This is a genomic window from Rhizobium sp. 01N424, from assembly GCF_056399485.1.
The window spans coordinates 15,996-39,276 of sequence record NZ_JBFTRK010000019.1; the positions used below are offsets into that span (position 1 = coordinate 15,996).

22 protein-coding genes and 1 pseudogene are annotated in these 23,281 nt (G+C 61.2%); 14 read left to right on the forward strand and 9 right to left on the reverse strand.

What is annotated here, in order from left to right:
- Positions 1 to 14: 14 nt before the first annotated feature.
- Positions 15 to 1,025, reverse strand: a complete 1,011-nt coding sequence (locus AC1DNK_RS28275) for a GntR family transcriptional regulator (protein ID WP_477944412.1) — start codon at positions 1,023 to 1,025, stop codon at positions 15 to 17.
- A gap of 173 nt (positions 1,026 to 1,198) precedes the next feature.
- On the opposite strand from AC1DNK_RS28275, the gene AC1DNK_RS28280 reads away from it, so the two are divergent.
- The 6 genes from AC1DNK_RS28280 (at position 1,199) to AC1DNK_RS28305 (ending at position 8,174) form a co-directional block, all read left to right on the forward strand.
- Positions 1,199 to 2,776, forward strand: a complete 1,578-nt coding sequence (locus tag AC1DNK_RS28280) for an ABC transporter substrate-binding protein (protein ID WP_477944414.1) — start codon at positions 1,199 to 1,201, stop codon at positions 2,774 to 2,776.
- 79 nt (positions 2,777 to 2,855) lie between these two features.
- Complete coding sequence (locus tag AC1DNK_RS28285; protein ID WP_477944416.1) at positions 2,856 to 3,794, forward strand: ABC transporter permease; 939 nt, start codon at positions 2,856 to 2,858, stop codon at positions 3,792 to 3,794.
- Positions 3,791 to 4,639 carry an ABC transporter permease gene (locus AC1DNK_RS28290; RefSeq protein WP_477944417.1) on the forward strand — a complete coding sequence of 283 codons (849 nt, stop codon included), beginning with the start codon at positions 3,791 to 3,793 and terminating at the stop codon, positions 4,637 to 4,639. Before AC1DNK_RS28285 ends, AC1DNK_RS28290 begins: the two co-directional genes overlap by 4 nt.
- The gene (locus tag AC1DNK_RS28295; RefSeq protein WP_477944418.1) at positions 4,636 to 5,643 is read left to right on the forward strand and encodes an ABC transporter ATP-binding protein; all 1,008 of its coding nucleotides are present in this window, start codon (positions 4,636 to 4,638) and stop codon (positions 5,641 to 5,643) included. Before AC1DNK_RS28290 ends, AC1DNK_RS28295 begins: the two co-directional genes overlap by 4 nt.
- Positions 5,640 to 6,647, forward strand: a complete 1,008-nt coding sequence (locus AC1DNK_RS28300; RefSeq protein WP_477944420.1) for an ABC transporter ATP-binding protein — start codon at positions 5,640 to 5,642, stop codon at positions 6,645 to 6,647. The genes AC1DNK_RS28295 and AC1DNK_RS28300 overlap by 4 nt, the downstream gene beginning before the upstream one ends.
- A 12-nt stretch (positions 6,648 to 6,659) precedes the next feature.
- On the forward strand, positions 6,660 to 8,174 hold the full coding sequence (locus AC1DNK_RS28305; RefSeq protein WP_477944422.1) for a carboxypeptidase M32: 1,515 nt from the start codon (positions 6,660 to 6,662) through the stop codon (positions 8,172 to 8,174).
- Between the two features lie 3 nt (positions 8,175 to 8,177).
- Here the strand turns inward: AC1DNK_RS28305 and AC1DNK_RS28310 are convergent, their stop codons facing one another.
- Both AC1DNK_RS28310 and AC1DNK_RS28315 read right to left on the reverse strand, forming a co-directional pair.
- The gene (locus AC1DNK_RS28310) at positions 8,178 to 9,092 is read right to left on the reverse strand and encodes a proline iminopeptidase-family hydrolase (RefSeq protein WP_477944467.1); all 915 of its coding nucleotides are present in this window, start codon (positions 9,090 to 9,092) and stop codon (positions 8,178 to 8,180) included.
- A 52-nt stretch (positions 9,093 to 9,144) separates the two neighbouring features.
- Positions 9,145 to 9,927 carry a LuxR family transcriptional regulator gene (locus tag AC1DNK_RS28315; RefSeq protein WP_477944424.1) on the reverse strand — a complete coding sequence of 261 codons (783 nt, stop codon included), beginning with the start codon at positions 9,925 to 9,927 and terminating at the stop codon, positions 9,145 to 9,147.
- A gap of 121 nt (positions 9,928 to 10,048) precedes the next feature.
- Here AC1DNK_RS28315 and AC1DNK_RS28320 point away from each other — a divergent pair, with 121 nt between their 5' ends.
- From AC1DNK_RS28320 to AC1DNK_RS28345, 6 genes are all read left to right on the forward strand, one after another.
- The gene (locus AC1DNK_RS28320) at positions 10,049 to 10,939 is read left to right on the forward strand and encodes a proline iminopeptidase-family hydrolase (RefSeq protein ID WP_477944426.1); all 891 of its coding nucleotides are present in this window, start codon (positions 10,049 to 10,051) and stop codon (positions 10,937 to 10,939) included.
- 51 nt (positions 10,940 to 10,990) lie between these two features.
- Positions 10,991 to 11,929: an ABC transporter permease gene (locus AC1DNK_RS28325; RefSeq protein WP_477944427.1), complete on the forward strand. Its 939-nt coding sequence runs from the start codon at positions 10,991 to 10,993 to the stop codon at positions 11,927 to 11,929.
- The gene (locus tag AC1DNK_RS28330; protein WP_477944429.1) at positions 11,926 to 12,777 is read left to right on the forward strand and encodes an ABC transporter permease; all 852 of its coding nucleotides are present in this window, start codon (positions 11,926 to 11,928) and stop codon (positions 12,775 to 12,777) included. The genes AC1DNK_RS28325 and AC1DNK_RS28330 overlap by 4 nt, the downstream gene beginning before the upstream one ends.
- On the forward strand, positions 12,774 to 14,483 hold the full coding sequence (locus AC1DNK_RS28335) for a dipeptide ABC transporter ATP-binding protein (protein WP_477944431.1): 1,710 nt from the start codon (positions 12,774 to 12,776) through the stop codon (positions 14,481 to 14,483). The genes AC1DNK_RS28330 and AC1DNK_RS28335 overlap by 4 nt, the downstream gene beginning before the upstream one ends.
- Positions 14,484 to 14,502: 19 nt before the next feature.
- The gene (locus tag AC1DNK_RS28340; protein ID WP_477944433.1) at positions 14,503 to 16,017 is read left to right on the forward strand and encodes an ABC transporter substrate-binding protein; all 1,515 of its coding nucleotides are present in this window, start codon (positions 14,503 to 14,505) and stop codon (positions 16,015 to 16,017) included.
- A 67-nt stretch (positions 16,018 to 16,084) separates the two neighbouring features.
- Positions 16,085 to 17,431, forward strand: coding sequence for an amidase (locus AC1DNK_RS28345; RefSeq protein ID WP_477944435.1), 1,347 nt, complete (start codon positions 16,085 to 16,087; stop codon positions 17,429 to 17,431).
- Here the strand turns inward: AC1DNK_RS28345 and AC1DNK_RS28350 are convergent.
- Positions 17,428 to 18,000 (reverse strand): annotated as a pseudogene (locus AC1DNK_RS28350) (SDR family NAD(P)-dependent oxidoreductase). The gene AC1DNK_RS28345 and the pseudogene AC1DNK_RS28350 overlap by 4 nt on opposite strands.
- A 196-nt stretch (positions 18,001 to 18,196) precedes the next feature.
- Complete coding sequence (locus AC1DNK_RS28355; protein WP_477944437.1) at positions 18,197 to 18,451, reverse strand: hypothetical protein; 255 nt, start codon at positions 18,449 to 18,451, stop codon at positions 18,197 to 18,199.
- Between AC1DNK_RS28355 and AC1DNK_RS28360 the strand changes: the two genes are divergently transcribed.
- Complete coding sequence (locus AC1DNK_RS28360; RefSeq protein WP_477944469.1) at positions 18,365 to 18,892, forward strand: LysR substrate-binding domain-containing protein; 528 nt, start codon at positions 18,365 to 18,367, stop codon at positions 18,890 to 18,892. The two genes, AC1DNK_RS28355 and AC1DNK_RS28360, sit on opposite strands and share 87 nt — an antisense overlap.
- Before the next feature lie 181 nt (positions 18,893 to 19,073).
- On the opposite strand, the gene AC1DNK_RS28365 is transcribed toward AC1DNK_RS28360, so the two are convergent.
- The 4 genes from AC1DNK_RS28365 to AC1DNK_RS28380 form a co-directional block, all read right to left on the reverse strand.
- Positions 19,074 to 20,261: an MFS transporter gene (locus AC1DNK_RS28365; protein ID WP_477944439.1), complete on the reverse strand. Its 1,188-nt coding sequence runs from the start codon at positions 20,259 to 20,261 to the stop codon at positions 19,074 to 19,076.
- Between the two features lie 104 nt (positions 20,262 to 20,365).
- Complete coding sequence (locus AC1DNK_RS28370) at positions 20,366 to 20,746, reverse strand: darcynin family protein (RefSeq protein WP_477944441.1); 381 nt, start codon at positions 20,744 to 20,746, stop codon at positions 20,366 to 20,368.
- 34 nt (positions 20,747 to 20,780) lie between these two features.
- A complete protein-coding gene (locus AC1DNK_RS28375; protein WP_477944443.1) occupies positions 20,781 to 21,662 on the reverse strand; it encodes an NmrA family NAD(P)-binding protein in 882 nt (293 codons plus the stop codon).
- 62 nt (positions 21,663 to 21,724) lie between these two features.
- Positions 21,725 to 22,378 (reverse strand): O-methyltransferase, encoded by a 654-nt coding sequence (locus tag AC1DNK_RS28380; RefSeq protein WP_477944445.1) that lies wholly within the window; start codon positions 22,376 to 22,378, stop codon positions 21,725 to 21,727.
- A gap of 91 nt (positions 22,379 to 22,469) precedes the next feature.
- Between AC1DNK_RS28380 and AC1DNK_RS28385 the strand changes: the two genes are divergently transcribed.
- Positions 22,470 to 23,108: a TetR/AcrR family transcriptional regulator gene (locus tag AC1DNK_RS28385; protein WP_477944447.1), complete on the forward strand. Its 639-nt coding sequence runs from the start codon at positions 22,470 to 22,472 to the stop codon at positions 23,106 to 23,108.
- The last annotated feature ends 173 nt before the right edge of the window (positions 23,109 to 23,281 follow it).

The window sequence follows — 23,281 nt, forward strand, 5'->3', positions numbered from 1 at the left end:
CGCATCTGCCTTTCCTAGACCTTCGCGTCGGCTTCGTTCCGTGTCGGGCTTTCCTCGCCCTGCGCCTGCACGCTGGCCGCGCGGATGATCGGCACGATCACCCGCTCGATATCGGCAGTATCGGGGGCATGGCGGTATTCGATGGCCTGCGCGCCCTCGGGCAGCAGGCCGGTGACGCTTTCGGCGCCGGATGCATAGATGACGACGGAGACCTTCGAGAGCAGATCTTCCAGTCCCGCCGCCTCCAGCGTCGTCGCGGCAATTTCGCTGACATGCGGGGCGAAGCGCTGCACGCCAGTCTTCATGATCGGCAGGAAATCCGGGAAGCGCGAAATGACGGCGATCGAGGCCAGTGAATCCAGCGAAGCGAGCGCCCGGCGCGTCTCTTCCGACGGCGTGAAGCTGATCGTCACCACCTTGGTATTGGCGACCAGTGTCGCCACTTCGCGGTGGCGGTTTGCGAAAGTAACCGCAAGATCGGCAGAATTCGCACGTGCCTTGGCCGCCGGATCGCGCTCGATCGCCGAGACCGTCAGCGGTTCGACCGTCACATCGCGGCCGAGGCGCGCGGCGATGAACCGCGCATAGCTTGCCGTCGCGTCCTGAAAAATGCCGATCATGACGATCCGCAGCCGCGGACCGATGCTGTCGCGGTAAAACGCCCTTGCATTGACGAGTGACACCAGATCGGCGGTGCGGATGCCAAGCCGCTGGCTCTCGTCGATCAGCTGGTCGATATGCAGATGCAAGTCGCTGGTATCGGCGCGGGCTGCCAGCCGTGCCTGGTGACTGTCGCTGACGAAAGTACCGGAACCGGGGCGCGTATCGATCAGCCCCGCAGCCTTGAGATCAGCATAGACCTGGCTGACCGTCATCGGCGCCACACCGACCTTCTCGGCCAGCTCTCTGACCGAAGGCAGGGCCTCGCCGGGCGCCAGTTCGCCGCAGGCGATACCGTATTCGATAAGCCCCTGAAGCTGCGTGCGCAGCGGAACTGGCAAATCCCGGTCGATGAAGAAATCCATGAGATACGTTCGGCTAGCTGTTCTATTTATATATAACGGTTAGCTCGAAATCCGCTTGCAGGCAAGTGAAGCGTCTTAGGGTTGTCGCATAAAAACTGGTTGACAGTCATTTTGCTGCGTGAAATCGTTATAGCCAATAATAACAGTCAGACTAGATATAAAAGGGGAATGCCATGAGAATGATCGCTCGGGCGGCCATTGCCGCTGCAGTTTTGCTAAGCACCGGGGTTTCTGCATTTGCCCTGGAGCGCGGCGGCACAATGACCTACGGCCGCTATGCTGACAGCCTGTTCCTCGATCCGGTGCTGAACGACGCCAACGTCGATATCTGGATCCTCTCCAACCTCTACGACACGCTGCTGCTGCCGACGGATGACGGCAAGGGTGTGCAGCCGGGTCTCGCCAGCGACTACAAGCTTGCCGACGACGGCATGAGCGTGACGCTGACCCTGCGCGACGGCATCAAGTTCTCCGACGGCTCGCCGATCACCCCGGAAGACGTCGCTTGGTCGCTGAAGAGAGCCTCTAAGAAGGACAACGGCATCTGGGGCTTCATGATCGAGTCCATCGATGATGTGACGACGGAAGGCGACAAGACCGTCACGGTCAAGCTCAAGCATCCCGATCCCGCCATCCTGGCGGCGCTGACCGTGTTCAACACCGGTATCCTGCCGAAGAAGGCTTTCGAGGCCTCGCCCGGCGCGACCGAGGAAGAAAAGGCCAAGGCCTTTGCCGAGCATCCCGTCGGCTCCGGCCCGTTCATGCTGAAATCCTGGGATCGCGGCTCCAGCATGAAGCTGGTGCGCAACGAATATTACTGGGGCAAGGGCGAGGACGGCAAACCGCTGCCCTATCTCGACGGTATCGATTTCGAGCTGATCCCCGATGACGCGACCCGCATCCTGAAGCTGACCTCGGGCGAGATCGACGGCGCCGAATTCATTCCCTACTCCCGCGTCGAAGAACTGAAATCGGCTGGCAATCTCGACATGGAGCTCTTCCCCTCGACCCGCGTCGAATACATTACGCTCAACGTGCGCCCGCAACTCGCCGGCAAGGACAATCCGCTGTCCAACGTCAAGGTTCGCCAGGCGATGAACTATGCCGTCAACAAGGATGCGATCATCCAGATCGTCACCCATGGCGTCGGTACGCCTCAGACTTCGTACATGTCGACGGCCACTCCGCTGCATGTCGGCGATAAGCCGCTCTATCCCTATGATCTCGAAAAGGCGAAGAGCCTGATGAAGGAAGCCGGCTTCGAAAACGGTTTCTCGACCAGCATCCTCGTGCTCGCCGGCAATCAGGATGAAGTCGGGATCTCCACGGCGCTGCAGCAGATGTGGGCGCAGATCGGCATCAAGCTCGAATTGCAGCAGGTCGACAACCCGACCCGCACCCAGCAATATCGCGACGGCACCTTCGTGATGCGCAACGCCGCCTGGACCGACGATATCGCCGATCCGAACGAGATCACCTCCTACTTCGTCTATTCCAAGACGATCGACGCGCTTCATACCGGCTGGAAGAACGATGAGGCCGACCTGCTGTTCGAAGCGTCGCAGAAGGAAATGGATCCCAAGAAGCGCGCCGAGCAATATGCGAAGATGCAGGAGATCTACAACGATCAGGGGCCGATCGTTTCGCTCTATGAGACGCCCTATCCGGTCGCTCTGAGCAAGAAGGTTCACGGCTTCCTGCAGATCCCGCTTGGCAACAACATCTTCGCCAAGACCTGGAAGGACAAGTAAAGCCTGACCCAGCCTGCTGCGCGGGCCTCAGTGCGAGGCCCGCGGCCTTTTTCGACCAGAGGAAGACCAGGAGCGGCTATTGCCCCTTTTCAGTTTTATTATCCGCCGCATACTGCAGATGATCCCGACGGTGATCTTCATTCTCATCGTCACTTTCGTTCTTGTGCGCCTGTTGCCCGGCGATCCGGCCAGCGCCATGATCGGCGACCGCGCCCTTGATGCCGATGTCGAGCGCATCAATCGGCAGCTCGGCCTCGATCAGCCGCTGCCGATCCAGTTTCTCTATTACGTCGAGCGCATTTTCACCGGTGATCTCGGCAACTCGATCGGCCTCAAGGTCTCCGTCATGTCGCTGATCCTGCAGCGCCTGCCAGTCACCCTGATGCTCACCCTGATGTCGGCAGTGATCGCCCTCGTCCTTGCCGTGCCGCTTGCCTTCGTCGCGGCGCTGAAGCGCGAGCAGCTTCCCGACAGCATCATCCGCGGCACTTTCCAGGTCGGCCTATCGATGCCGGTCTTCTATGTCGGCATCATATTGCTGACCGTATTTGCCGCCCAGCTGAAGATCTTTCCGGTCGGCGGCTATGGAGAGACCTTCGGCGACCGCCTCTATCATCTCTTCCTGCCGGCGCTGACGCTGGCACTGAGTTTTGCCGCCGTGCTGATGCGCAATCTGCGCGCCTCGATCATCGGCGTCATGAATGCCGAATATGTCGATTTCGCCACCGCAAAGGGCCTGCGCTCGCGCGTGATCCTCACACGCCATATCCTGCGCAATGCGCTAATCTCCACGGTGACGCTGTTCGGCCTGCAGATCGGCTCGCTGTTTGGCGGCGCCGTCATCACGGAGACCGTCTTTGCCGTCCCCGGCGCCGGCCGCCTCTTGATCGACAGTATCTACGGCCGCGACTATCCGGTGCTGCAGGGCCTGACGATCGCGCTTGCCATCCTGGTCTCGCTAACCTTCCTGGTCACCGACATCGTCCAGGCCTGGCTCGACCCGAGGATAGCCCGATGAGTGCCGAAGCGGCCAAAGCCGCCCGCCCCACGCTCCGCTGGCGCAAACTCCCCCGCTCGCTGATCTCCGGCGGCATCATTCTCGGTCTCAGCCTGATCCTGGCGATCTGGCCGTCGCTCTTGGCCCCCTACGATCCCGTCGCCTTCGACTACAACGCGCTGCTGAAGCCGCCGAGCTGGGCGCATCCCTTCGGCACTGACAGCTTTGGCCGGGATGTGCTGTCGCGCGTCATCCACGCCTATACGCTCGATATGCAGATCGCCCTCTTCGCCACCATCGGGCCGTTCATCTTCGGAACCATCATCGGCGCCTTTATCGGCTATGTCGGCGGCATCTGGGAGGCGATCTTCGGGCGCATCGTCGATGCGACGATCACCTTCCCGTTCCTCGTGCTCGTCATTGCCATTGTCTCGGTGCTCGGCCCCGGTCTCGGCAACATGTATGTCGCCGTCGGCGTCGTCGGCTGGGTCTTCTATGCCCGTCTCGTCGCCTCCGAAATCAAGGTGCAGAAGCGGCTCGACTATGCCGATGCCGGCAGGGTCATGGGCTACGCGCCGCTGCGCATCGTCTTTCGTCATCTGCTGCCGAACGCCATCACGCCAGCGATCGTTTACTGGATGACCGACATGGCGCTCGCCATCCTGCTCGGTTCCAGCCTTGGGTATCTAGGCCTCGGGGCGCAACCGCCGGCGGCCGAATGGGGCGTGCAGATCGCCGACGGCAAGAACTTCATGAACACCGCCTGGTGGATTTCGGTCTTCCCCGGCGTCGCGATCGTCATCACCGGCCTCGGTTTCAGTCTGGCCGGGGACGGTGTTGCCGAACTGTTGAGGGTCAGACGATGATGGGCGCAGCCAGCGCAAACAGCGGGCTGATCGTCCGCGGCCTGACGACCACTTTTGATACACCGCGCGGCCAGGCAATCGCCGCCGCCGATGTCGATTTCGACGTGGCACCCGGCGAAGTCGTCGGCCTCGTCGGCGAATCCGGCTCCGGCAAGAGCGTCACGCTGCGCTCGATCATGCGACTGATCCGCGAGCCCGGCCATGTCAGCGGCCGTGTCGAGTGGCACGGGCGCGATCTCGTCGCCATGCCGGCCGAGGAACTGCGCAAGGTGCGTGGCGGCGAGATCGCCATGATCTTTCAGGAGCCGATGACGGCACTCAATCCGGTTCTGCCCGTCGGCGTGCAGATCGAGGAGAACCTCGTTGCCCATACGACGCTCAATGCCCGCGACCGGAAAGCACGCGCGCTGGAACTGATGAACATCGTCGGCATCCCCGCCGCCGAGCGGCGCCTGCAGGAATATCCGCATCAGTTCTCCGGCGGTATGCGCCAGCGCGCCATGATCGCCATCGCGCTTGCCTGCTCCCCCAAGCTGCTGCTCGCCGACGAGCCGACGACCGCGCTCGACGTCACCATCCAGGACCAGATTCTCAAACTGCTGCTCGATCTGCGCGACCGTCTGTCGATGAGCGTCGTGCTCGTCACCCACGATCTCGGCGTCGTCGCCGCCACCTGCGACCGGATGGCGGTGATGTATGCCGGGCGGATCGTCGAGACCGGCACGGTGACCGATGTCTTCAGCAAGCCACACCATCCCTATACGCGCGGCCTGCTCGGTTCCGTGCCGCGCTCGGGTGCTGCGCGCACCGTTCTGCAATCGATCGAAGGTACKCCGCCGAGCCTCACCAACCTGCCCGAAGGATGCGCCTTCCATCCGCGCTGCACCTTCGCGACCGACCTGTGTCGCAAGGAACGGCCGCCGCTGGAGACTGTCGGCGAACCCGGACGGGCTGTCGCCTGTTTCCATCACCTCCAAGTGGCAGCAGCGGAGGCGATCCTGTGAACGCGACACTTCCTATCCTGTCAATCGACAGCATCTCCAAGCGCTTCGCAGGCCCCTACTCGCTGACGCGACGGCTTCAGGGCAAGCCGCCGTTTGCTGTCCAGGCACTGCGCGACGTGACGCTCGAAATCCATCGTGGCGAGACGCTTGGCATCGTCGGTGAATCCGGCTGCGGCAAGTCCACCCTCGCCCGCTGCCTCGTGCGGCTCCATGAGCCGGATGGCGGCGCGATCCGCTTCGAGGGCAAGGATATCGCCCGCCTGCGCGGCGGTGACCGGCGCGCCTTCAACCGCCGTGTGCAGATGATCTTTCAGGATCCCTACGGCTCGCTAAACCCGCGCATGACCGTATCGCAGATTTTGGGTGAAGCGCTTTCGGTCCACAAGATGCGCCCGAAGGCGGAAATCCCGCACCGCATCGCCGAACTGCTGGAACTGGTCCGGTTGCCGCAGGATGCCGCCGGCCGCTACCCGCACGAATTCTCCGGCGGCCAGCGCCAGCGCATCGGCATCGCCCGGGCGCTTGCCGTCGAGCCTGAGGTGATCGTGGCGGACGAGCTGGTCTCGGCACTCGATGTCTCGGTGCAGGCACAGGTCGTCAATCTGCTGCTGCAATTGCAGGAACAGCTGCACCTGACCGTCGTCTTCGTCGCCCATGATCTGAGACTGGTGCGCCACATCTCGCATCGTGTCGCGGTGATGTATCTCGGACAGGTCGTTGAGGTCAGCACTTCGGAAGCGCTGTTCACCGCCCCGCGCCATCCCTATTCGAAGGCGCTGCTCGATGCCGCACCCGAGCTCGATCCATCGCGCCGCAGCCGCGCGGTTGCTGCGCGCGGCGAACTGCCGAGCCCGCTCGACGTGCCGCCCGGCTGCGCCTTCGCCAGCCGCTGTCCGCACGCCTTCGACCGCTGCCGGATCGAGCGCCCGCTTTTGACGCCCCGCGGGCTTGGCCAGTTGGCCGCCTGCCACCTCGAGGATTTCGGCGCCGTTCCGGCGCAATAAGGATTTGAGACGATGACCTATGCCAGCTTCGAAAGCGAAATCGCCAGGATCAACGACGTGCTCTGCGCCGTGAACCTCTTGACCTGGGATGCCCGCACCATGATGCCGCCGGGCGGCGTCGATGCCCGCGGCAAGCAAATCGCCACGCTGGTCGGGCTCGCCCGCGATCTCGCGACCGGCGATAGCCTCCAGCGCGCCATCGAGGATGCCCGCTCAGAGCTCAAGGGGGCAGCATACGGCGATCACCGCAAGCTGGCTGTCGAGCAGGCGGCCGAGGCGATCGGCACTCTCGCGCGCATCCCGGCAAAACTGGTCAGCGACGCCGCCGAGCTGAAGACCGTTGCCCAGGCTGCCTGGAGCAGGGCCCGCGCCTCCAATGACTTCGCGGCCTTCGCGCCGATGCTGGAACGGACCATGGAGATGCAGCGCGAGATCGCTGCGTCAATTGGCTATGCCGAGCATCCCTATGATGCGCTTGTCGGCACCTACGAGCCCGGTATGACCTGGTCGCGGTTGCGCACGATCTATGGCGAACTGGGTGATGGCTTGCTGCCGCTGCTCGCACGCGCCAAGGAAGCCAAGGTCCGCTCCGAAATTCTCGACCGTGCCTACCCGGTGGAGAAACAGCGCACCTTCTCCAGCCTGATCTCCAGCCGCTTCGGCTATGACTTCGACCGAGGCCGTCTCGACGACACCGTCCACCCCTTCGAGATCTCCTTCACCCGCTCGGATGTCCGCATCACCGGCCGCTTCCGCGAGAGCTGGCTGCCCGGCGGCCTCTTCGCCGTCTGGCACGAGGCCGGGCACGGCATCTATGAGCAGGGTATCGCCGAGGAGTTCAACCGCTCCGTCTTCACGACCGATTTCGTCAATCTCTACGCCGTCGGCGGCACCAGTTTCGGTACGCATGAATCGCAGTCGCGCCTCTGGGAAAATCGCGTAGGCCGCTCGCGCCGGTTCTGGGAGCTGAACTTCGCCGATCTGCAGAAAACCTTCCCCGATCAACTCGCCGACGTGACTGCGGAGGACTTCTGGCGGGCCGTCAACGCCGCCCGCCCCGGCTTCATCCGCGTCGAGGCTGATGAGCTGACCTATGACATGCACATCATGCTGCGCTCAGAGATAGAGGCCGGACTGATGGATGGCGAAATCCGTGTCGGCGATCTTCCCGCGATCTGGCGGGAGAAGATCAAGTTCTATCTCGGCCTTGAGGTGCCCTCCGACACGCTCGGCGTACTGCAGGACGTCCACTGGTCCTCGGGCATGGTCGGCTCCTTCCCGACCTATACGATCGGCAACATCATGTCGTCGCAGTTCTTCGCCGCCGCCAGCAAGGAGAAGGCGATTGCCGATGGGCTGGAGACTGGCGATTACCTGCCGTTGAAGACGTGGCTGAATGAGAACATCCATCAGTTCGGCCGCTCGAAGAGCGCCAGCCAATTGTTGCGGGACGCGACAGGATCGGACCTCTCGACCAAGGCCTATATCGCCGACCTCGCCCGCAAGGTCGACGATCTCACAGCCTGATGGTCAGTCGTATTTCGATAGGAAGCCAGAGACGGTGGCGAGGCAAAGCTCCTTTTCCTCGACATGCGGCATATGGCTGGAATGCTCGAAGAGCACCCATTCGCAGCTCCTGACGCGGTCGACATAGGGCTTGACGACCAGCGGCGTCGCCTCGTCGTATTTGCCTGATATCAGCAGTGTCGGCGCCTCGATCAGCGGCAAGCGATCCTCGATGGTCCAGTCCTTCATCGTGCCGATGACATGGAATTCGGTTGGGCCATTCATGTTGCGATAAACGGTATTGTCCTCGTCCATCGCCGCGAAGGTGCGGGCCACATCGTCTGGCCAGGGCGTCACGCGGCAAACATGGCGGTCATAGAAGACACGCGAGGCGGCAATATATTCTGGGTCAGTGATCGTCCCGGCGTCTTCATGCTTCAGCAGCGTATCCTGCACATCCTGCGGCAGCTCTTGGCGCAACCGGTTGGCCTCGGCGACCCAGGTATGCATGTTGGCCGGCGAATTGGCGATGACCAGCGCCTTCAGCCCCTTCGGTTGGCGGACCGCATGTTCGGCACCGAGCATGCCGCCCCAGCTTTGGCCGAGAAAGGCATAGCGATCCTGTATGCCAAGATGTTTCAAGAGCGCATCGAGTTCTTCGAGGAAGAGCGCCGGGGTCCAAAAATCCGGCCCCTTGTCCGGCAGCCGCGTCGAATGGCCGTTGCCGAGCTGGTCGTAGTGGATCACCGCGCGGCCATCGAGGGCGGCGATGCCCTTGAAGGAATCGACATAGTCGTGTGTGCAGCCCGGGCCACCGTGGGCAACGACGAGCGGTAGCTTTCCGCTATCGAGCGAACCGGTGATGCGGTACCAGGTGCGGTATTCGCGAAAGGGCAGATAGGCTTCTGTCGTCTGAACGGCGGCCACTGGCGTCTCCATCTGGGGCAATGATGGAAAAAGCATAGCGTCGCCGCAAAGCCGAAGGCAGCTATCAGAAGTTATAGGATGGACGCTCGTCGAGAAGCCGGTAATGCGTGGCGCGCACGACCGCCTGTGTACGGTTGCGGGCGCCGAGCTTCTTGGCCGCGGCGTTCAGATGCATGACCACCGTCGGCACAGAGCGGTCGATGATCCGTGAGATCTCCTTGGCCGATAGTCCCTCCGCCGAATAGCGCAAACATTCCCGCTCACGCACCGTCAGCCGGATCTTGCCGACGCTGCGCGCCTCGGCATCGAACAGCGAGAAGGCCGCCTCGTGGAAGACATGGGCCAGCAGGTTAAAATCGGCGATATAGCGCAGGGCATGCCGCTCGAAATCGCCGTTGGCGCCGTAGCGGATCCCGGTCACCGTGGCATAGTCACCGCCGGGCATATGCACGGGCACCGTCACTCCCGTCGACATGTCCCGCTCGCTGAGATAGCGCGTCACAGGCGCCGTGTCGTCGCTCATGAAGCGGCTGATCGGCGTGTCGGCGTCCGCGTTATAGTTCCAATAGAACGGGGCGGAGGTGCGCAACGCCACCTGCTGTACCGGATCGATGCGGAAATAGCCGCGGTCGAACCAGTATTCCCGCATATCCTCGGAGATGTTGCGCAGCTTCAGCAACGAGGGGATCATCACCGCGCCGTCAAGATCATAGGGAACCGGCGTGTAATCGTAGATCAGCGCCTCGAAGCCGAGCTGCTTCATGGCCTCGAAAACCTGGTCGATCCGCCCCTCCAAGGTCTGGTGGGCTGAGAATTGCCGTCTGATCGTGCCGATCTCGTCAAGCATGGCAGGCTCCATCGGTGGCTCACACCTATCACTTCTTATAGCTGGCAAAGACTGCGGTTTAAGATAAAAATTTAGCCATGCCCAATTATTGAGCAAGCGAAATCTTCTGCCGGAGCGGTCAATGTGGCGTGAAATCGAGCCTGAGGCGCGACATGAAATTGAGGTCGACGGCCATAAGGTCGTCGCCTACAGCTTCGGCGGCGGAAGCGAAACGGTTTTCTGCCTGAATGGCGGCCCCGGCCTGCCCTGCGATTATCTCCGCGAAGCCCATTCCTGCCTCATCGACCAGGGCTACCGCGTCGTCGCCTTCGACCAGCTCGGAACCGGCTCGTCCGATCGCCCGGCAGATCCGTCACTCTGGACGATCGGCCGCTATGTCGAGGAGACCGAAACCGTACGCAAGGCGCTCGGCCTCGGCAAGGTTCACATGCTCGGCCACTCCTGGGGCGGCTGGCTGGCGATCGACTATGCGCTGACTTATCCCGAAAATCTCCAGACGCTGATCCTCGAAGATACTGTCGCCGACATGCCGCATCTGATCCTGGAGCTGGAGCGGCTGCGCGCCGCGCTCGGCCCGGAAACGGTGTCGATGATGCAGAAGCACGAGGCGCAAGGCACCTACAATCACCCCGAATATCTGGCTGCCGTCACGATCCTCAACTATCGCCACGTCTGCCGTCTTCCGGAATGGCCGGCACCCGTTCGCCGCTCGCTCGACGACTGGAACATGGGTCCCTACGAGACGATGCAGGGCCCGAACGAGTTTCTCTATATCGGCAACCTGAAGGACTGGAACCGCATTCCCGATCTGTCGCGCGTGACCGTGCCCGTTCTGATCACCACCGGCGAGCATGACGAACTGACGCCGGCCTGCGCGCTGCGGATGAAGCTCGCGCTGCCGAATGCCGAGCTCAAGGTCTTCGCCAATGCCAGCCACATGCCCTTTTACGAGAACCCGCAGGATTATTATCCGGCGCTCACCGATTTCCTGTCGCGGCATGGGGCAAGCTGATGCAGTGTAGGGAGATCGAAGCCCGGCCAAGACAGGGGGGCCAGCGCCGCCATGCATCGTTATAAATTCATATTGACCCGTCCATTTCAGTTTCTGCCTGTTATTTTCGGCATTAGCATTATCACTTTCATTCTCGTGCGCCTGATCCCCGGAGATCCGGCCCGCAATATTCTCGGCACCCGCGCCACACCGACCGCCCTTGCCAATATCCGCGCCCAATACGGCCTCGATCAGCCGATGTGGCTGCAATATTTCTATTTCCTGAAGAACCTCGCCAATGGCGAGATGGGCAAGTCTATCCTCTACAAGATCGACGTCCTGCCACTGATCGCCACCCGCATCGAGCCGACGATCGCACTGGTGCTGACCAGCGTCATCTTGTCGATCCTGATCGCTGTGCCGATGTCCGCGATCGCCGCCCGCAATGCCGGCGGTGCGCCCGATCATGCGGTGCGCGTCATCTCCACCTTCGGGATCGGCTTTCCGCCCTTCTGGCTCGGCCTGATGCTGATCATTCTCTTCAGCGTCGAACTCGGCGTCCTGCCGGTATCGGGCTACGGCACCACGCTCGGCGACAAGCTTTCGCATCTGATTTTACCGGCATTGACTGTGGCCTTGTCGCTGTCGACGGTGCTGACCCGCAGCCTGCGCTCGGAGATGATCGAATCCCTGAAGTCCGACGTCGCGACCGCCGCCCGCGCCCGTGGCATGCCTGAAAGCATCGTCTTCTGGCGCCATGTGCTGCCCAATTCTCTGGTGCCGACCATCAATCTTCTCGCCGTCAACATCGGCTGGCTGATCGGCGGCACCGTGGTGGTCGAGAGCGTCTTTGCGCTGCCCGGCATGGGCCAGCTCCTGGTCCGCGCCATCTTCTCGCGTGACTACATGGTCGTCCAGGGCGTGGCCATGACTTTTGCGTGTGCCACCGTCCTCGTCAATTTCCTGGCCGACATCGTCACCGTCGCCGTCGATCCGCGGGTAAAACTATGAGCATCGGCACTCTTTCCCCACAACCGATCGCCTGGCGCCGCTTTTTCGGCCGCCGCCTGACGCTTGTGATTGGCGCCGGTGTCCTCCTGTTCTTCCTGCTTCTGGCGCTCGGAGCTCCCATCATCGCGCCCTATGACCCGATCCTGCAGAATGCCGATGCGCGGCTGCAGTCGCCGTCATTGGCGCATCTGTTCGGCACGGACAATTTCGGCCGCGACATCCTCTCGCGCGTCATCTGGGGTACCCGCATCGACCTGCAGATCGCTGTCATCGGCGTGCTATTTCCGTTCCTGATCGGCACGACGGTCGGCACCATCGCCGGCTTCTTCGGCGGTATCGTCGATGCCATCTTCATGCGCATCGTCGATATCATCCTCGCCTTCCCGTTCCTGGTGCTGATGCTGTCGATCATCGCCATTCTCGGGCCGGGGCTCAGCAGCTTCTACATCGCCATGGCGCTGGTGGGCTGGGTTTCCTATGCCCGCCTGATCCGGGCGCAGATGCTGGTGCTGAAGAGCTCCGACTATGCGGTCGCCGCCGTCAGCCTCGGCTTCAGCCGTTTCAGGATCATGTTCCGTCACCTGCTGCCGAACGCCATTGCGGGTTCGATCGTCTTCTCGATGTCGGATGCCACGCTGGTACTGCTCAGCGGTGCGGCGGTCAGCTATCTCGGCCTTGGCGTACAGCCGCCCCTCGCGGAATGGGGCGTCATGGTCGCCGAGGGACAGAGCTTCATCACCACGGCATGGTGGATCACGCTCTTCCCCGGACTTTCGATCGTCTGCCTCGCCTTTGGTTTCAGCATGCTGGGTGATGCGCTCGGCGAACTTCTTGGAGTTCACGAATGAGCGCCTCGGTCCTTTCCGTCCGCGACCTGACGGTCAAGGTCCATCTCGACGGCGGTACGCGGACCCTGATTGACGGTGTCTCCCTCGACCTTGCCAAGGGTGAAATCCTCGGCCTCGTCGGCGAAAGCGGCTCCGGCAAGAGCCTGCTTTGCCGCTCGCTGGTGCGGCTGATGCCGTCGTCACTGATCAAGATCGAGCAGGGTACGGTCCTTCTCGAGGGCCGCGATCTGACGGCGGTCAGCGATGCCGAAATGCTTCAGGTGCGCGGCGGCGAGATCGGCATGATCTTCCAGAACCCGACGAGCCACCTGGACCCGGTGATGCGCATCGGCGACCAGATTGCCGAGGGCATCCGCTATCACCAGCGGCTTGGCGCCAGGGAAGCGCGAACCGCTGCCGTCGAGATCCTGACCCAGGTCGGCTTTCCCGATCCGATCAGGCAATATGACAGCTATCCGCACGAATTTTCGGGCGGCATGCGCCAGCGCGCCATGATCGGCGTGGCGCTCTCCTGCAACCCTAAGATCCTGATCGCCGATGAGCCGACGACGGCCCTTGATGTGACGATACAGGCACAAATCCTGAAGCTGCTGCTAGAGATACGCGAAAAGCGCGGCCTGTCGATCATCCTCATCACCCACGACCTCGGCATCGTCGCCCAGACCTGCGACCGCATTGCCGTGATGCGCAACGGCAAGCTTCTCGAACAAGGCCCGAAGCGGACGATCCTGTCGCGGCCGCAGGATCCCTACACGATCAACCTGATCCACAGTCATCCCTCGATGCCCGACGAGGCGGCTTCGCCGGCAACCGCGGCCGCGCCCGCGGAAGCAACCGTCCGGCCGCTGCTCGAAATCGATGATCTGCATGTGCGCTTCAGGATCGGCGGCAGCCTGTTCAAGGCAGGGAACAAAACAATCAGCGCCGTAGCCGGCGTCTCGCTTCGCGTGATGCCCGGCGAAACAATCGGTATCGTCGGGGAGTCCGGCAGCGGCAAGAGCACGCTGGCCCGCGCGGTCCTTGGTCTCACCCCGATCTCTTCTGGCCATGTTTCCTTCGATGGCATCAACCTGGCGCAGCAGCGCACGGCCGGTCTCGCCAAGCTGCGCCGCGAGGCGGCCATGGTCTTCCAGGACCCTTATAACGCGCTGAACCCGCGTCTGACCGTCGGCCAGATGCTGGGCGAAGTGCTGAAGGTTCAGGGCAAGGTGCCGGCGGCGGACATTCCGGCGCGGATCGGCGAGTTGCTCGATCTCGTCGGGCTCGATCGTGAATTTGCAAACCGCAAGCCGCGCAGCATGAGCGGCGGTCAGTGCCAGCGTGCCGGTATCGCCCGGGCGCTGGCGGTCGATCCGAAACTCGTCATCGCCGATGAATGCGTCGCTGCACTCGACGTGACGATCCAGGCGCAGATCATCGCGCTGTTTCGCGAACTGACGGCGAAGATGAACCTGACGCTGATGTTCATTGCCCACGACCTTGCGATCGTCCGCAATCTCTGCGAACGCGTCGTCGTCATGTATCACGGCGAGATCGTGGAGGAGGGCCTCTCTGAAGAGGTCTTCGCCCGGCCGAAACATCCCTATACCGCGGCGCTCATTGCTGCCATTCCCGACATCGATCCCGACAGGCCGCTTCTTGGCGGCTCCAGCGCCGGGGAAGACATGCCATCGATGCCGGTTCAGCCTGCCAAACGCATACCATAACAAAGAAGGGAACAAGCACATGATCAACAGGTGGAAATCAATCGGGCTCGCCGCATTCATCGCCGGCCTGTCGCTGACGGCAAGCTATGCCGAAGCAGCCGGCGTTCTGACCATCGGCCGCCGCGAAGACTCGACGACCTTCGATCCGATCAAGACGGCCCAGAACATCGACAATTGGGTGTTCTCCAACGTCTATGACGTCCTGATCCGCGTCGACAAGACCGGCACCAAGCTGGAGCCCGGCCTTGCAGAAAGCTGGACCGCCTCGGAAGACGGCCTGACCTATGTCTTCAAGATCCGCGACGCCAAGTTCTCCGACGGCTCACCGCTGACGGCCGAGGACGCTGCCTTCAGCCTGCTGCGCATCCGCGACGATCCGGCATCGCTTTGGAGCGACAGCTACAAGGTGATCGATACCGCAGTCGCCACCGATCCGCACACGCTGACGATAAAGCTGAAGAACCCCTCGGCGCCGTTTCTGTCGACGCTGGCACTGCCGAACGCCTCAGTGATCTCCAAGGCAGGCATGGAATCGCTGGGGCCTGACGCCTATGCCGAAAAGCCGATCGCCTCAGGTGCCTTCACCGTCGATGAATGGCGCCGCGGCGACCGCATCATCCTGAAGAAGAACCCGAACTTCTGGCAGGCCGACCGCGTCAAGCTCGATGGCGTCGAGTGGATTTCGGTGCCTGACGACAACACCCGCATGCTGAACGTCCAGGCCGGTCAGCTCGATGCGGCGATCTTCGTGCCCTTCTCGCGCGTCGAGGAGATGAAGAAGGATGCCAACCTCAACGTCCTGATCGATCCGTCCACCCGCGAAGATCACTTGCTGATCAACCACGCGCATGGCGATCTCGGCAAGAAGGAAGTTCGCCAGGCGCTCGATCTCGCCATCGACAAGAAGGCGATCGTCGATGCCGTCACCTTCGGCCAGGGCAATGTCGCCAATTCCTACATCCCGAAGGGCGCTCTCTACTACTACGCCGACAACCTGCAGCGCCCTTACGACCCTGAAAAGGCGAAGAAGATGCTGGCCGATGCCGGCGTTTCCAACCTGACGCTGAACTACCTGATCCGCGCGGGCGACGAAGTGGATGAGCAGACGGCGGTTCTGGTGCAGCAGCAGCTCGCCAAGGCCGGTATCACCGCCAATCTGCAGAAGGTCGATCCGAGCCAGGAATGGGATATGACGGTCGCCGGTGACTACGACATCTCGGTCAACTACTGGACCAACGACATCCTCGACCCGGACCAGAAGACCACCTTCGTGCTCGGCCACGACTCCAACAACAACTACTCGACCAACTACAAGAACGAGGCCGTGAAGGAGCTGGTCGCCAAGGCCCGCCTGGAGCTCGATCCGAAGAAGCGCGAGCAAATGTATGTCGACCTGCAGAAGACGGCGAAGGACGACGTCAACTGGATCGACCTCTACTACAGCCCCTACATCAACGTGGCGCGCAAGAATGTCGAGAACTTCTACCAGAACCCGCTCGGCCGCTTCTTCCTGGAAGATACGGTCAAGAACTGAGCCTTTGATCTGACGACTGTTCCGCCGCCTTGGGGCGGCGGAATCTTTTCCCCGAAGGAGAACGGCAATGGCCCCGGATGAAATCGCCTTCGTGAGCGTTACCGAACTCGGCCGCGCCTATCGCGCCGGAACGCTGTCGCCGGTCGATGTCATCAGCGCCAGTCTTCAGCGGCTGGACGCGCTGGAGCCAAGCCTCAATGCCGTTGCCCAACGGCTGGATGCCTCGGCGATCGCCGAGGCCGAAGAGGCCGCGGCAGACCTCCAAGCCGGCAAGGATCGCGGCCCGCTGCACGGCATTCCCGTTGCCATCAAGGATCTGATCGAGGTCGAGGGGGCGCTGACCGGCTATGGCAGCAAGGTGCGCCCGCCCGCTCTGGCAAGTGCCGACGCCCTTCTGGTAAAGCGGCTGCGGGAGGCCGGTGCGATCATCTTCTGCAAGGCCAACCTCTTGGAATATGCCTACGGCATCGCCCATCCCGAGATCGGCCAGACCAACAATCCACACGACACCGGACGCACCTCCGGCGGCTCCAGCGGCGGGTCGGCGGCGCTGGTTGCAGCCGGAATTGTGCCACTTGCGATCGGCACGGATACCGGCGGCTCGATCCGTATCCCGGCCTCCTATTGTGGCATTTCCGGGCTGAAGCCGAGCTTCGATCTGGTGCCGCTCGACGGCGTCTTCCCGCTGTCCGGGACCCTCGACCATGCCGGACCGCTCGCCCGCGACGTTACCGATACGACGCTGCTGCTCGAAGCGCTGAGCGGCAGACCCATGCCGCTGACGCCGCCATCGCTGTCAGGTGTGAGGATCGGCGCCGTCCGCTTCCACTGCGAAAGCCCGGAGCTGACCCCGGCAGTCGCCGCAAATCTGGCCTGGGCGCTTGAGCGCCTTGCTGCGGCCGGCGCCGTCGTCAAGCCGATCGATATTCCTGAACTGTCCCGCGCCAATTCCGAGCTCCGCCGCATCATCCTGCCGGAAGCCTCCGTCATCCACTCGCCGCTCCATGCCGAGAACCCGGCTGGTTACGCACCGCGCACGCGAGCGCAGGTCGAGGCCGGTTTTGAAGCCAAAGCCATCGACTATCTCCAGGCACAGAACTTTCGCATCGAGTTGCGCCATGCCGTCGAGACCGCCTTTAGCGACGTGGACGTACTGATCGGCCCGAGCGTCCCCTTCCCTTCCCCGGTCGAGGACCCTGAATTCACCGAGGATGGCGAGGAAGGCGAGATGCTCTCAAGCGGCTTCGCCAACATGACCGGCCAACCGTCGCTCAGTGTACCCTCCGGCATGGACGGCCACTTGCCGCTCGGCCTGCAACTGACCGGGCCGCTCGGCGCGGATCACCGGCTGTTACAGCTCGCGCTCGGCGTCGAGGCAGCGCTCGCAGCGTGGCGGAAGCCGTCTCTCGCCTAAACGTAGAACTGCACCGCCGGCTCCGGCGGGCCAGTACTGTAATCGAGCGCGGCGCCGCGGGTGAGGCCGAGCACCGCGTGCTTGGTAGCGGTATAGGTCGTCAGACCAGCAATGACGTTGACCGCCGACATTGAGCCCATATTGACGATGCGACCATGGCCCTGCTTCAGCATCTGATCGATCTCGGCGCGCATCGATAGCCACACACCACGCACACTGACATCGAAGAGCTTGTCATAAGTATTGGAAGGCTGCTCTGCCAGCGGCTTTCAATTCTGCGTCAGGCCGGCGTTGTTGAACGCGAAGTCGAGCTGGCCGTATCCCGATACGGTACGTGCGATCACGTTCTTGACCTGGTCTTCGTTGCTGACGTCAGTCGCAACGAAGGTCGCGATGCCACCCGCGCCGCGGATTTTTGCGACGGTCTCTTCCCCGGCCTTCGCGTTGATATCCGAAACAACCACCTTTGCACCTTGTTTGGCAAAGGCCATAGCCGTGACCTGGCCGATACCCGATTCCGCACCTGTCACAAGGGCAACCTTATCTTTGAATTCGTTGTAGTGAGGCATCGGGTGTTTCCTTCAGCTGGATTGGGAGAGGTTACGAGTGTGCCGGCGCCGAAACGCGATATGGCGAGTAGTCGATGTAGCCCTTCGCTCCGCCGGTGTAGTAGGTGGTGCGATGTGCCGGGTTGAGCGGCCAGTTGTTGGGAGAGCGCGCGACAAGGTCGGGGTTGGCAAGCAGGCCTGACCGAACCCGGCCATATCAATGACGCCATTGACGATAAGTTCTTCCGCCTTTGCCTTTGTCATACCGCCATCGAGGAGGATTGCTGTGTTTGGAGCGACGGAGCGCCATTTGATCAGCAGTTCCTTTAACTAACACCGGCAGCACTTCACGGAGGCATACCCCGAGATAGAACTCGACCTCGATATCAACGACCGGTTCGTTGATGTCATTGAACAGGGTTTTGATGCGGTCATACGCTCTGGCGAACTCAAGGACAGTCGGCTGCTGCACCGCAAGCTCGGCGACTTCTCGTGGATGTTTGTCGCATCACCGAGCTATATCGAGAGCTACGGCGCGCCCCAAAACGCAGCGGACCTCGCTCAGCATCGTTGCATTCGGCATCGCTATCCAGAAACCGGACGGCTGATGCCCTGGCCGGTCGGGCAGGATGTGGAGGCGTCGACAGTTCCAACGACAATTTCCGCGACCATGATGGATCACATTCTCGCTCTGGCGGAACGGGGACGCGGTATTGCTTACCTGCCGAGCTTTGCTGTTTCGAGACAGCTCGCCCAAGGCACTCTTAGGGAACTGCTGGAGGACCAAAAGAGCACGACTGGGTCCCTCAATCTTCTCTGGCCTACAAGCCGCTATCCATTGCCAAAGGTACGCGCCTTTGTGGATTTCATGGCCGCGGAGCATGGGCGGAAATTGGCTCGAGAGCAGTTATGACCATAGACCCGGGTCCAAAGCTTTGAAGGCCATTACCGGCAAAGGAGCGTCTTCAGTGACCAGTTCGTACCAGCCATTGCTCTTCAAGGGATTCGAACTCGCTACCTGAAAGTCCCAAGGATAGCATAATGCTGAATATCCATGATATTGTCCTCTATCATGGACATAACCAGCTCATTGGTTAATTGGACATCGTTTGTTGTCGTCCCGCGTCGGATGACACCGCCATCCACAGGCCAAGGGTCGCGGCAACTCCGCCGATTAGGAAGACTGATGGATATCCTGCGTGATCAGCTAGTACCCCAGCGATCGGGCCAGTAGCCCCGTAGGCGAGATCCTGAAAAGCGGCGAACCCTCCGATAGCAGTGCCACGCAGATGTGCGGGGATCCGCTTCACCACTTCAGATCCCATGGACGGAAACACCATCGAGCAACCAATGCCGGTCAGAGACGCGCCCGCAAATGCCGTGTAAGGTCCCGGCGCGAGCCATATCAAAAACTGCCCACACGCTTCCACGACAAGCGAGAGGGCCGCGACGCGCCTGCCCCCGATCCTGTCGGGCAAGTGACCGCAAATCAAACGCATCGCAACAAAGCCCACGCCGAAGAAACTCAGACCCAGCCCTGCGTTTGACCACCCTTGGCTAAGGAAATAGAGTGGGAAAAATGCGCCCAAAGCGGCGAAGCCAATGCCTTGCAATCCGACGGCAGCTCCCGGGCGCCAGATCCGCCCAACAATCCTCCAGATGGATTCTCTTGGCCCGGCATGAGGTTGAACGGCAGGAAGCCAATGGATCGCAACAAGCCCAATGAGGGGGAGCACTGTACAGGCGATCATCAGCCCAAAAAAACCTGCGTGCTCGAGAAGCGCCAGCCCAAGGGGCCCGCCTGCAGCAAACGCCCCATACATGCCCATACCGACAAGAGAAATTACCCTGCCGGAACGCGCCGGCCCCATGAGACCAATGGCCCAGCTCATCATGCCGACCAGGGCCACGCTCTCACCGAGACCCAGCAGCAACCTGCCGGCAATGAGGACGCCATAGCTTGCTGAAACTGGTAAGCCTGGCAGGGCCGCCGCAAGGCAGATCAAGCCAGACGCAGCGTAGACCACAAGGCCACGCTGCATGGTGAGTTTGCCACCGATTTTGTCGGACCACGCACCGGCGCGCCCCCGTGTCAGGATTGTTGAAAGAAAAGCGATCCCGACTGCGAGGCCGCCCCAGGCATTGCCAAAGCCGAGCGTCTCTACCACGTGAACCGGCACTGCAGGCAGTGACATGGCAACAGTAAGATAGGAGAGAAAAAGGGCGGTGGTCAGGCCGATCACACGGCGCGTAGCCAGGTCAGGCCGGTCTGTTGACGTCATGGGACGCACTCCTCTTGAGTTTGAAGTGCGTTGATTGACGTGAACGCTTACGGCAAACGCCGGCCAGGAGCCGAGCTGCAAGTGGCTTGAAACGGATCGGGCGATCAACCCTGGCCGAGAATGGGGGCGTCGTAATGCTTCGCGTACTCGTTCTCGATTGCGGGGATGATTTTCTCGATCATGAAATAGAAGCTCCAGAACTTCGTCTCACGCAGATCGTTGACCGCGCCGTTGTAGTCTTCCAGGCTGGCTACGGTCCAAACCATGACGTCGGTGCAGTCGGCAGTGAATGCCTCGGAGTCGTAGAATGCCATCCGGGCACCCGGGTGACGGGCGAGGATCGGATCGAGGACCTCTCTGCCGAAGGCAAATCGTCCGTTGTCGCCGTGAGGCGGCAAGGCGAGCCATTCCGGCGTCGTTTTGATCAGCCAGAAGAAGGTCATCGGATTCGTCGTAAGGTCGTATTTTGAACTGATGTCCGTCATGCCGTATCTCTCGTGTTGATATTTGCGCCACGCTTCAAGCGCGAAGAATTGGCTTCAGGTTTTGTTCGCAGAATGCGCGGAAGCTGGTGGAACCGGTGTTGTCCGGGGTGCGCATAGCGACGTTGTCGATCCCTTCGTCCTTGGCGCGATACATATCGACATAGCCCTGGGCGACCGACTCGCTCGTGCCTCGATCGAGAAATTGCTGCTTAAATTGCTCATACGAGATCTGCTGGTAGCGGACCGGGCGACCTGTCACGTCCGAGATGATCGCCGCTTGATCATCGAAGGAGAGGTCCTCAGGGCCTAACACAGGCACTTCCTTTTGTCCGGTCCAGGAGGGATCCGAAAGGAGACGTACCGCCGCTTCTGCCATGTCGCTTGTTGCGGTAAACCGCAGCTTCTGATCGCCGCGAATAGGGCTAAAGAACATCCCCTTGTCCTTCATGACCCCTGCCTGTCTGGCAGTGTTCTCCATGAACGACGGCATCGCCAAAGCGCGAAACGCCGCCCCGGTGTCCATCATCAGGTTGTCCATCTCAATGGAGGCCGTAACGGTCCCAGCGCGATCCTGCCAAGGCGTCCCACGACCAAGAGCCGTTACGGACAGAACGCGTGTAACGTCATGACGACGGATCGCAGTTGCGGCAGGACCTGCAAAATCGACATAGGCCTCCTTCAGCGTCTGCTTCCACGGCGGCGGGGCAAGCCAGAAGATCGCATCAGCGCCCTCGAAGCCTCGATCGACGACCGAGGCGTCGCCATGTGACCCCTCGACGATCTCTGCGCGGTCGCGGACGGTGCTGCTCAGCCGCGAGGCGTCACGAACGATCAGTCGAAGAGTCTCGCCTGCCTCGATGAGAGCTTCAACAACCTTGGAGCTGATTTGACTGGTGGGAGCGGTGATAACGATCATAGATAGTATCCTTTTGTCATTTGATGGTAAGTGGCTGGGGTCAGCCAGGAACCCGGATTGCGTCAGAGACGGATCGACAGTTCGATGTCCTCGGCGAACGGCACAGACAGGTAAGGGCCGCCGGGCAAACGCACGCGTGCCAGATATTCAGGGCAGTAGTCGGCATTATCAGCGACCACCAGCGCGCCAGGGCGCAGGCGAGCTTCCACCAGATCCAGTATTTCCGGATACAGAGATTTTGCCCCGTCCAGCAGCAGGAGGTCGATCGAATCGGGGAGATCGGCGCTCAATGTCTTGAGAGCATCACCTTCGCGAATTTCGACTAGATCAATCAGTCCGCCTTCGGTCAGATGTCGTGTCGCCCCTGCCACCTTGGAAGGCTCGAACTCACTGGTGATGAGGCGCCCGCCACCGTTGTCGCGGAGAGCAGCCGCTAGGTACAGCGCGGAAATACCGAAAGACGTACCGAATTCGACAATGTTCTTTGCTCGCGAACTGCGCGCCAGCATGTAGAGAAGCATGCCGGCCTCGCGCGAGACCGGAAGCCACAGATCTTTCATCAGGGAATAAAATTCCATGTATTCCTTCTTGCTCTTCAGGAGACGGTCCCGTTCACTGCGTGAAAGCTTGCTAGTGGCCGGGCTGGTGGCCTTGTCGGCCTCGGCAAAGAGGCGGTCGAGTAAGGGTGCTACCTTCGAATTTTCCAAAGTGGTCATTGCAGTCCAATCTTTTGCGAATTGCGTTTTCGTTGAGAACAAAATACGATTAATTCGTCGCATTTATCAATTCGCGTTAGAATGAACCCCGATGAGTGACCGCCCAAAGCATTCTATTTCCTCGCGAAAGAGCCCCAAACAGGCTCGGTCGAGTGTTCTTGTATCGACGATTTTGGAAGCCGCTGTTCGCGTTCTTGCAGAGGAAGGCGCTCAGCGTTTTACAACTGCACGTGTGGCCGAGAAAGCGGGGGTGAGCGTCGGCTCGCTCTACCAGTATTTTCCAAACAAGGCTTCGATCCTGTTTCGACTGCAAAGCGACGAGTGGAAGCAGACCACCGAGCAGTGGCGAACGATCCTTGGCGACAGGTCACGTCCACCCCTCGCCCGCCTCCGCCACCTGGTCGACACCTTCATCAGGTCGGAGTTCGAGGAAGCATCACTGCGCGTTGCACTCGACGACGCCGCGCCACTCTATCGGGATGCGCCAGAGGCACAGGAGATCCACAACGAAGGCGATCTTATCGTCGAAGCATTCATGCGCGAGGTGCTGCCAGATATTTCAGAGAAAGCGCGGCAACTTTCGGGAGAACTAATCATCATGACGATGACGTCCGTTGGAAAAGAGCTTTCAGAAACATCGCGGACCGACGCTGAGATTACGGCATTTGCGGATCAAATGTCCGACATGCTTTGTTCTTATCTACAGAATGTCGAGCGCGGCGGGGCATGAACACACGCAATATTCTTAAGAAGATGTCCGAATTGGCTGGATCAAGACGGCAACTACCGCCTTGAAGGGAGTCGAACCGTCGACCCGAGAGTTGCGGAACACTGGAGACGCCATTTCTTGGGCTTACCAAACCGCGCTTGCACACCACATCTCTGCTCAAGGGGGATCTGGAA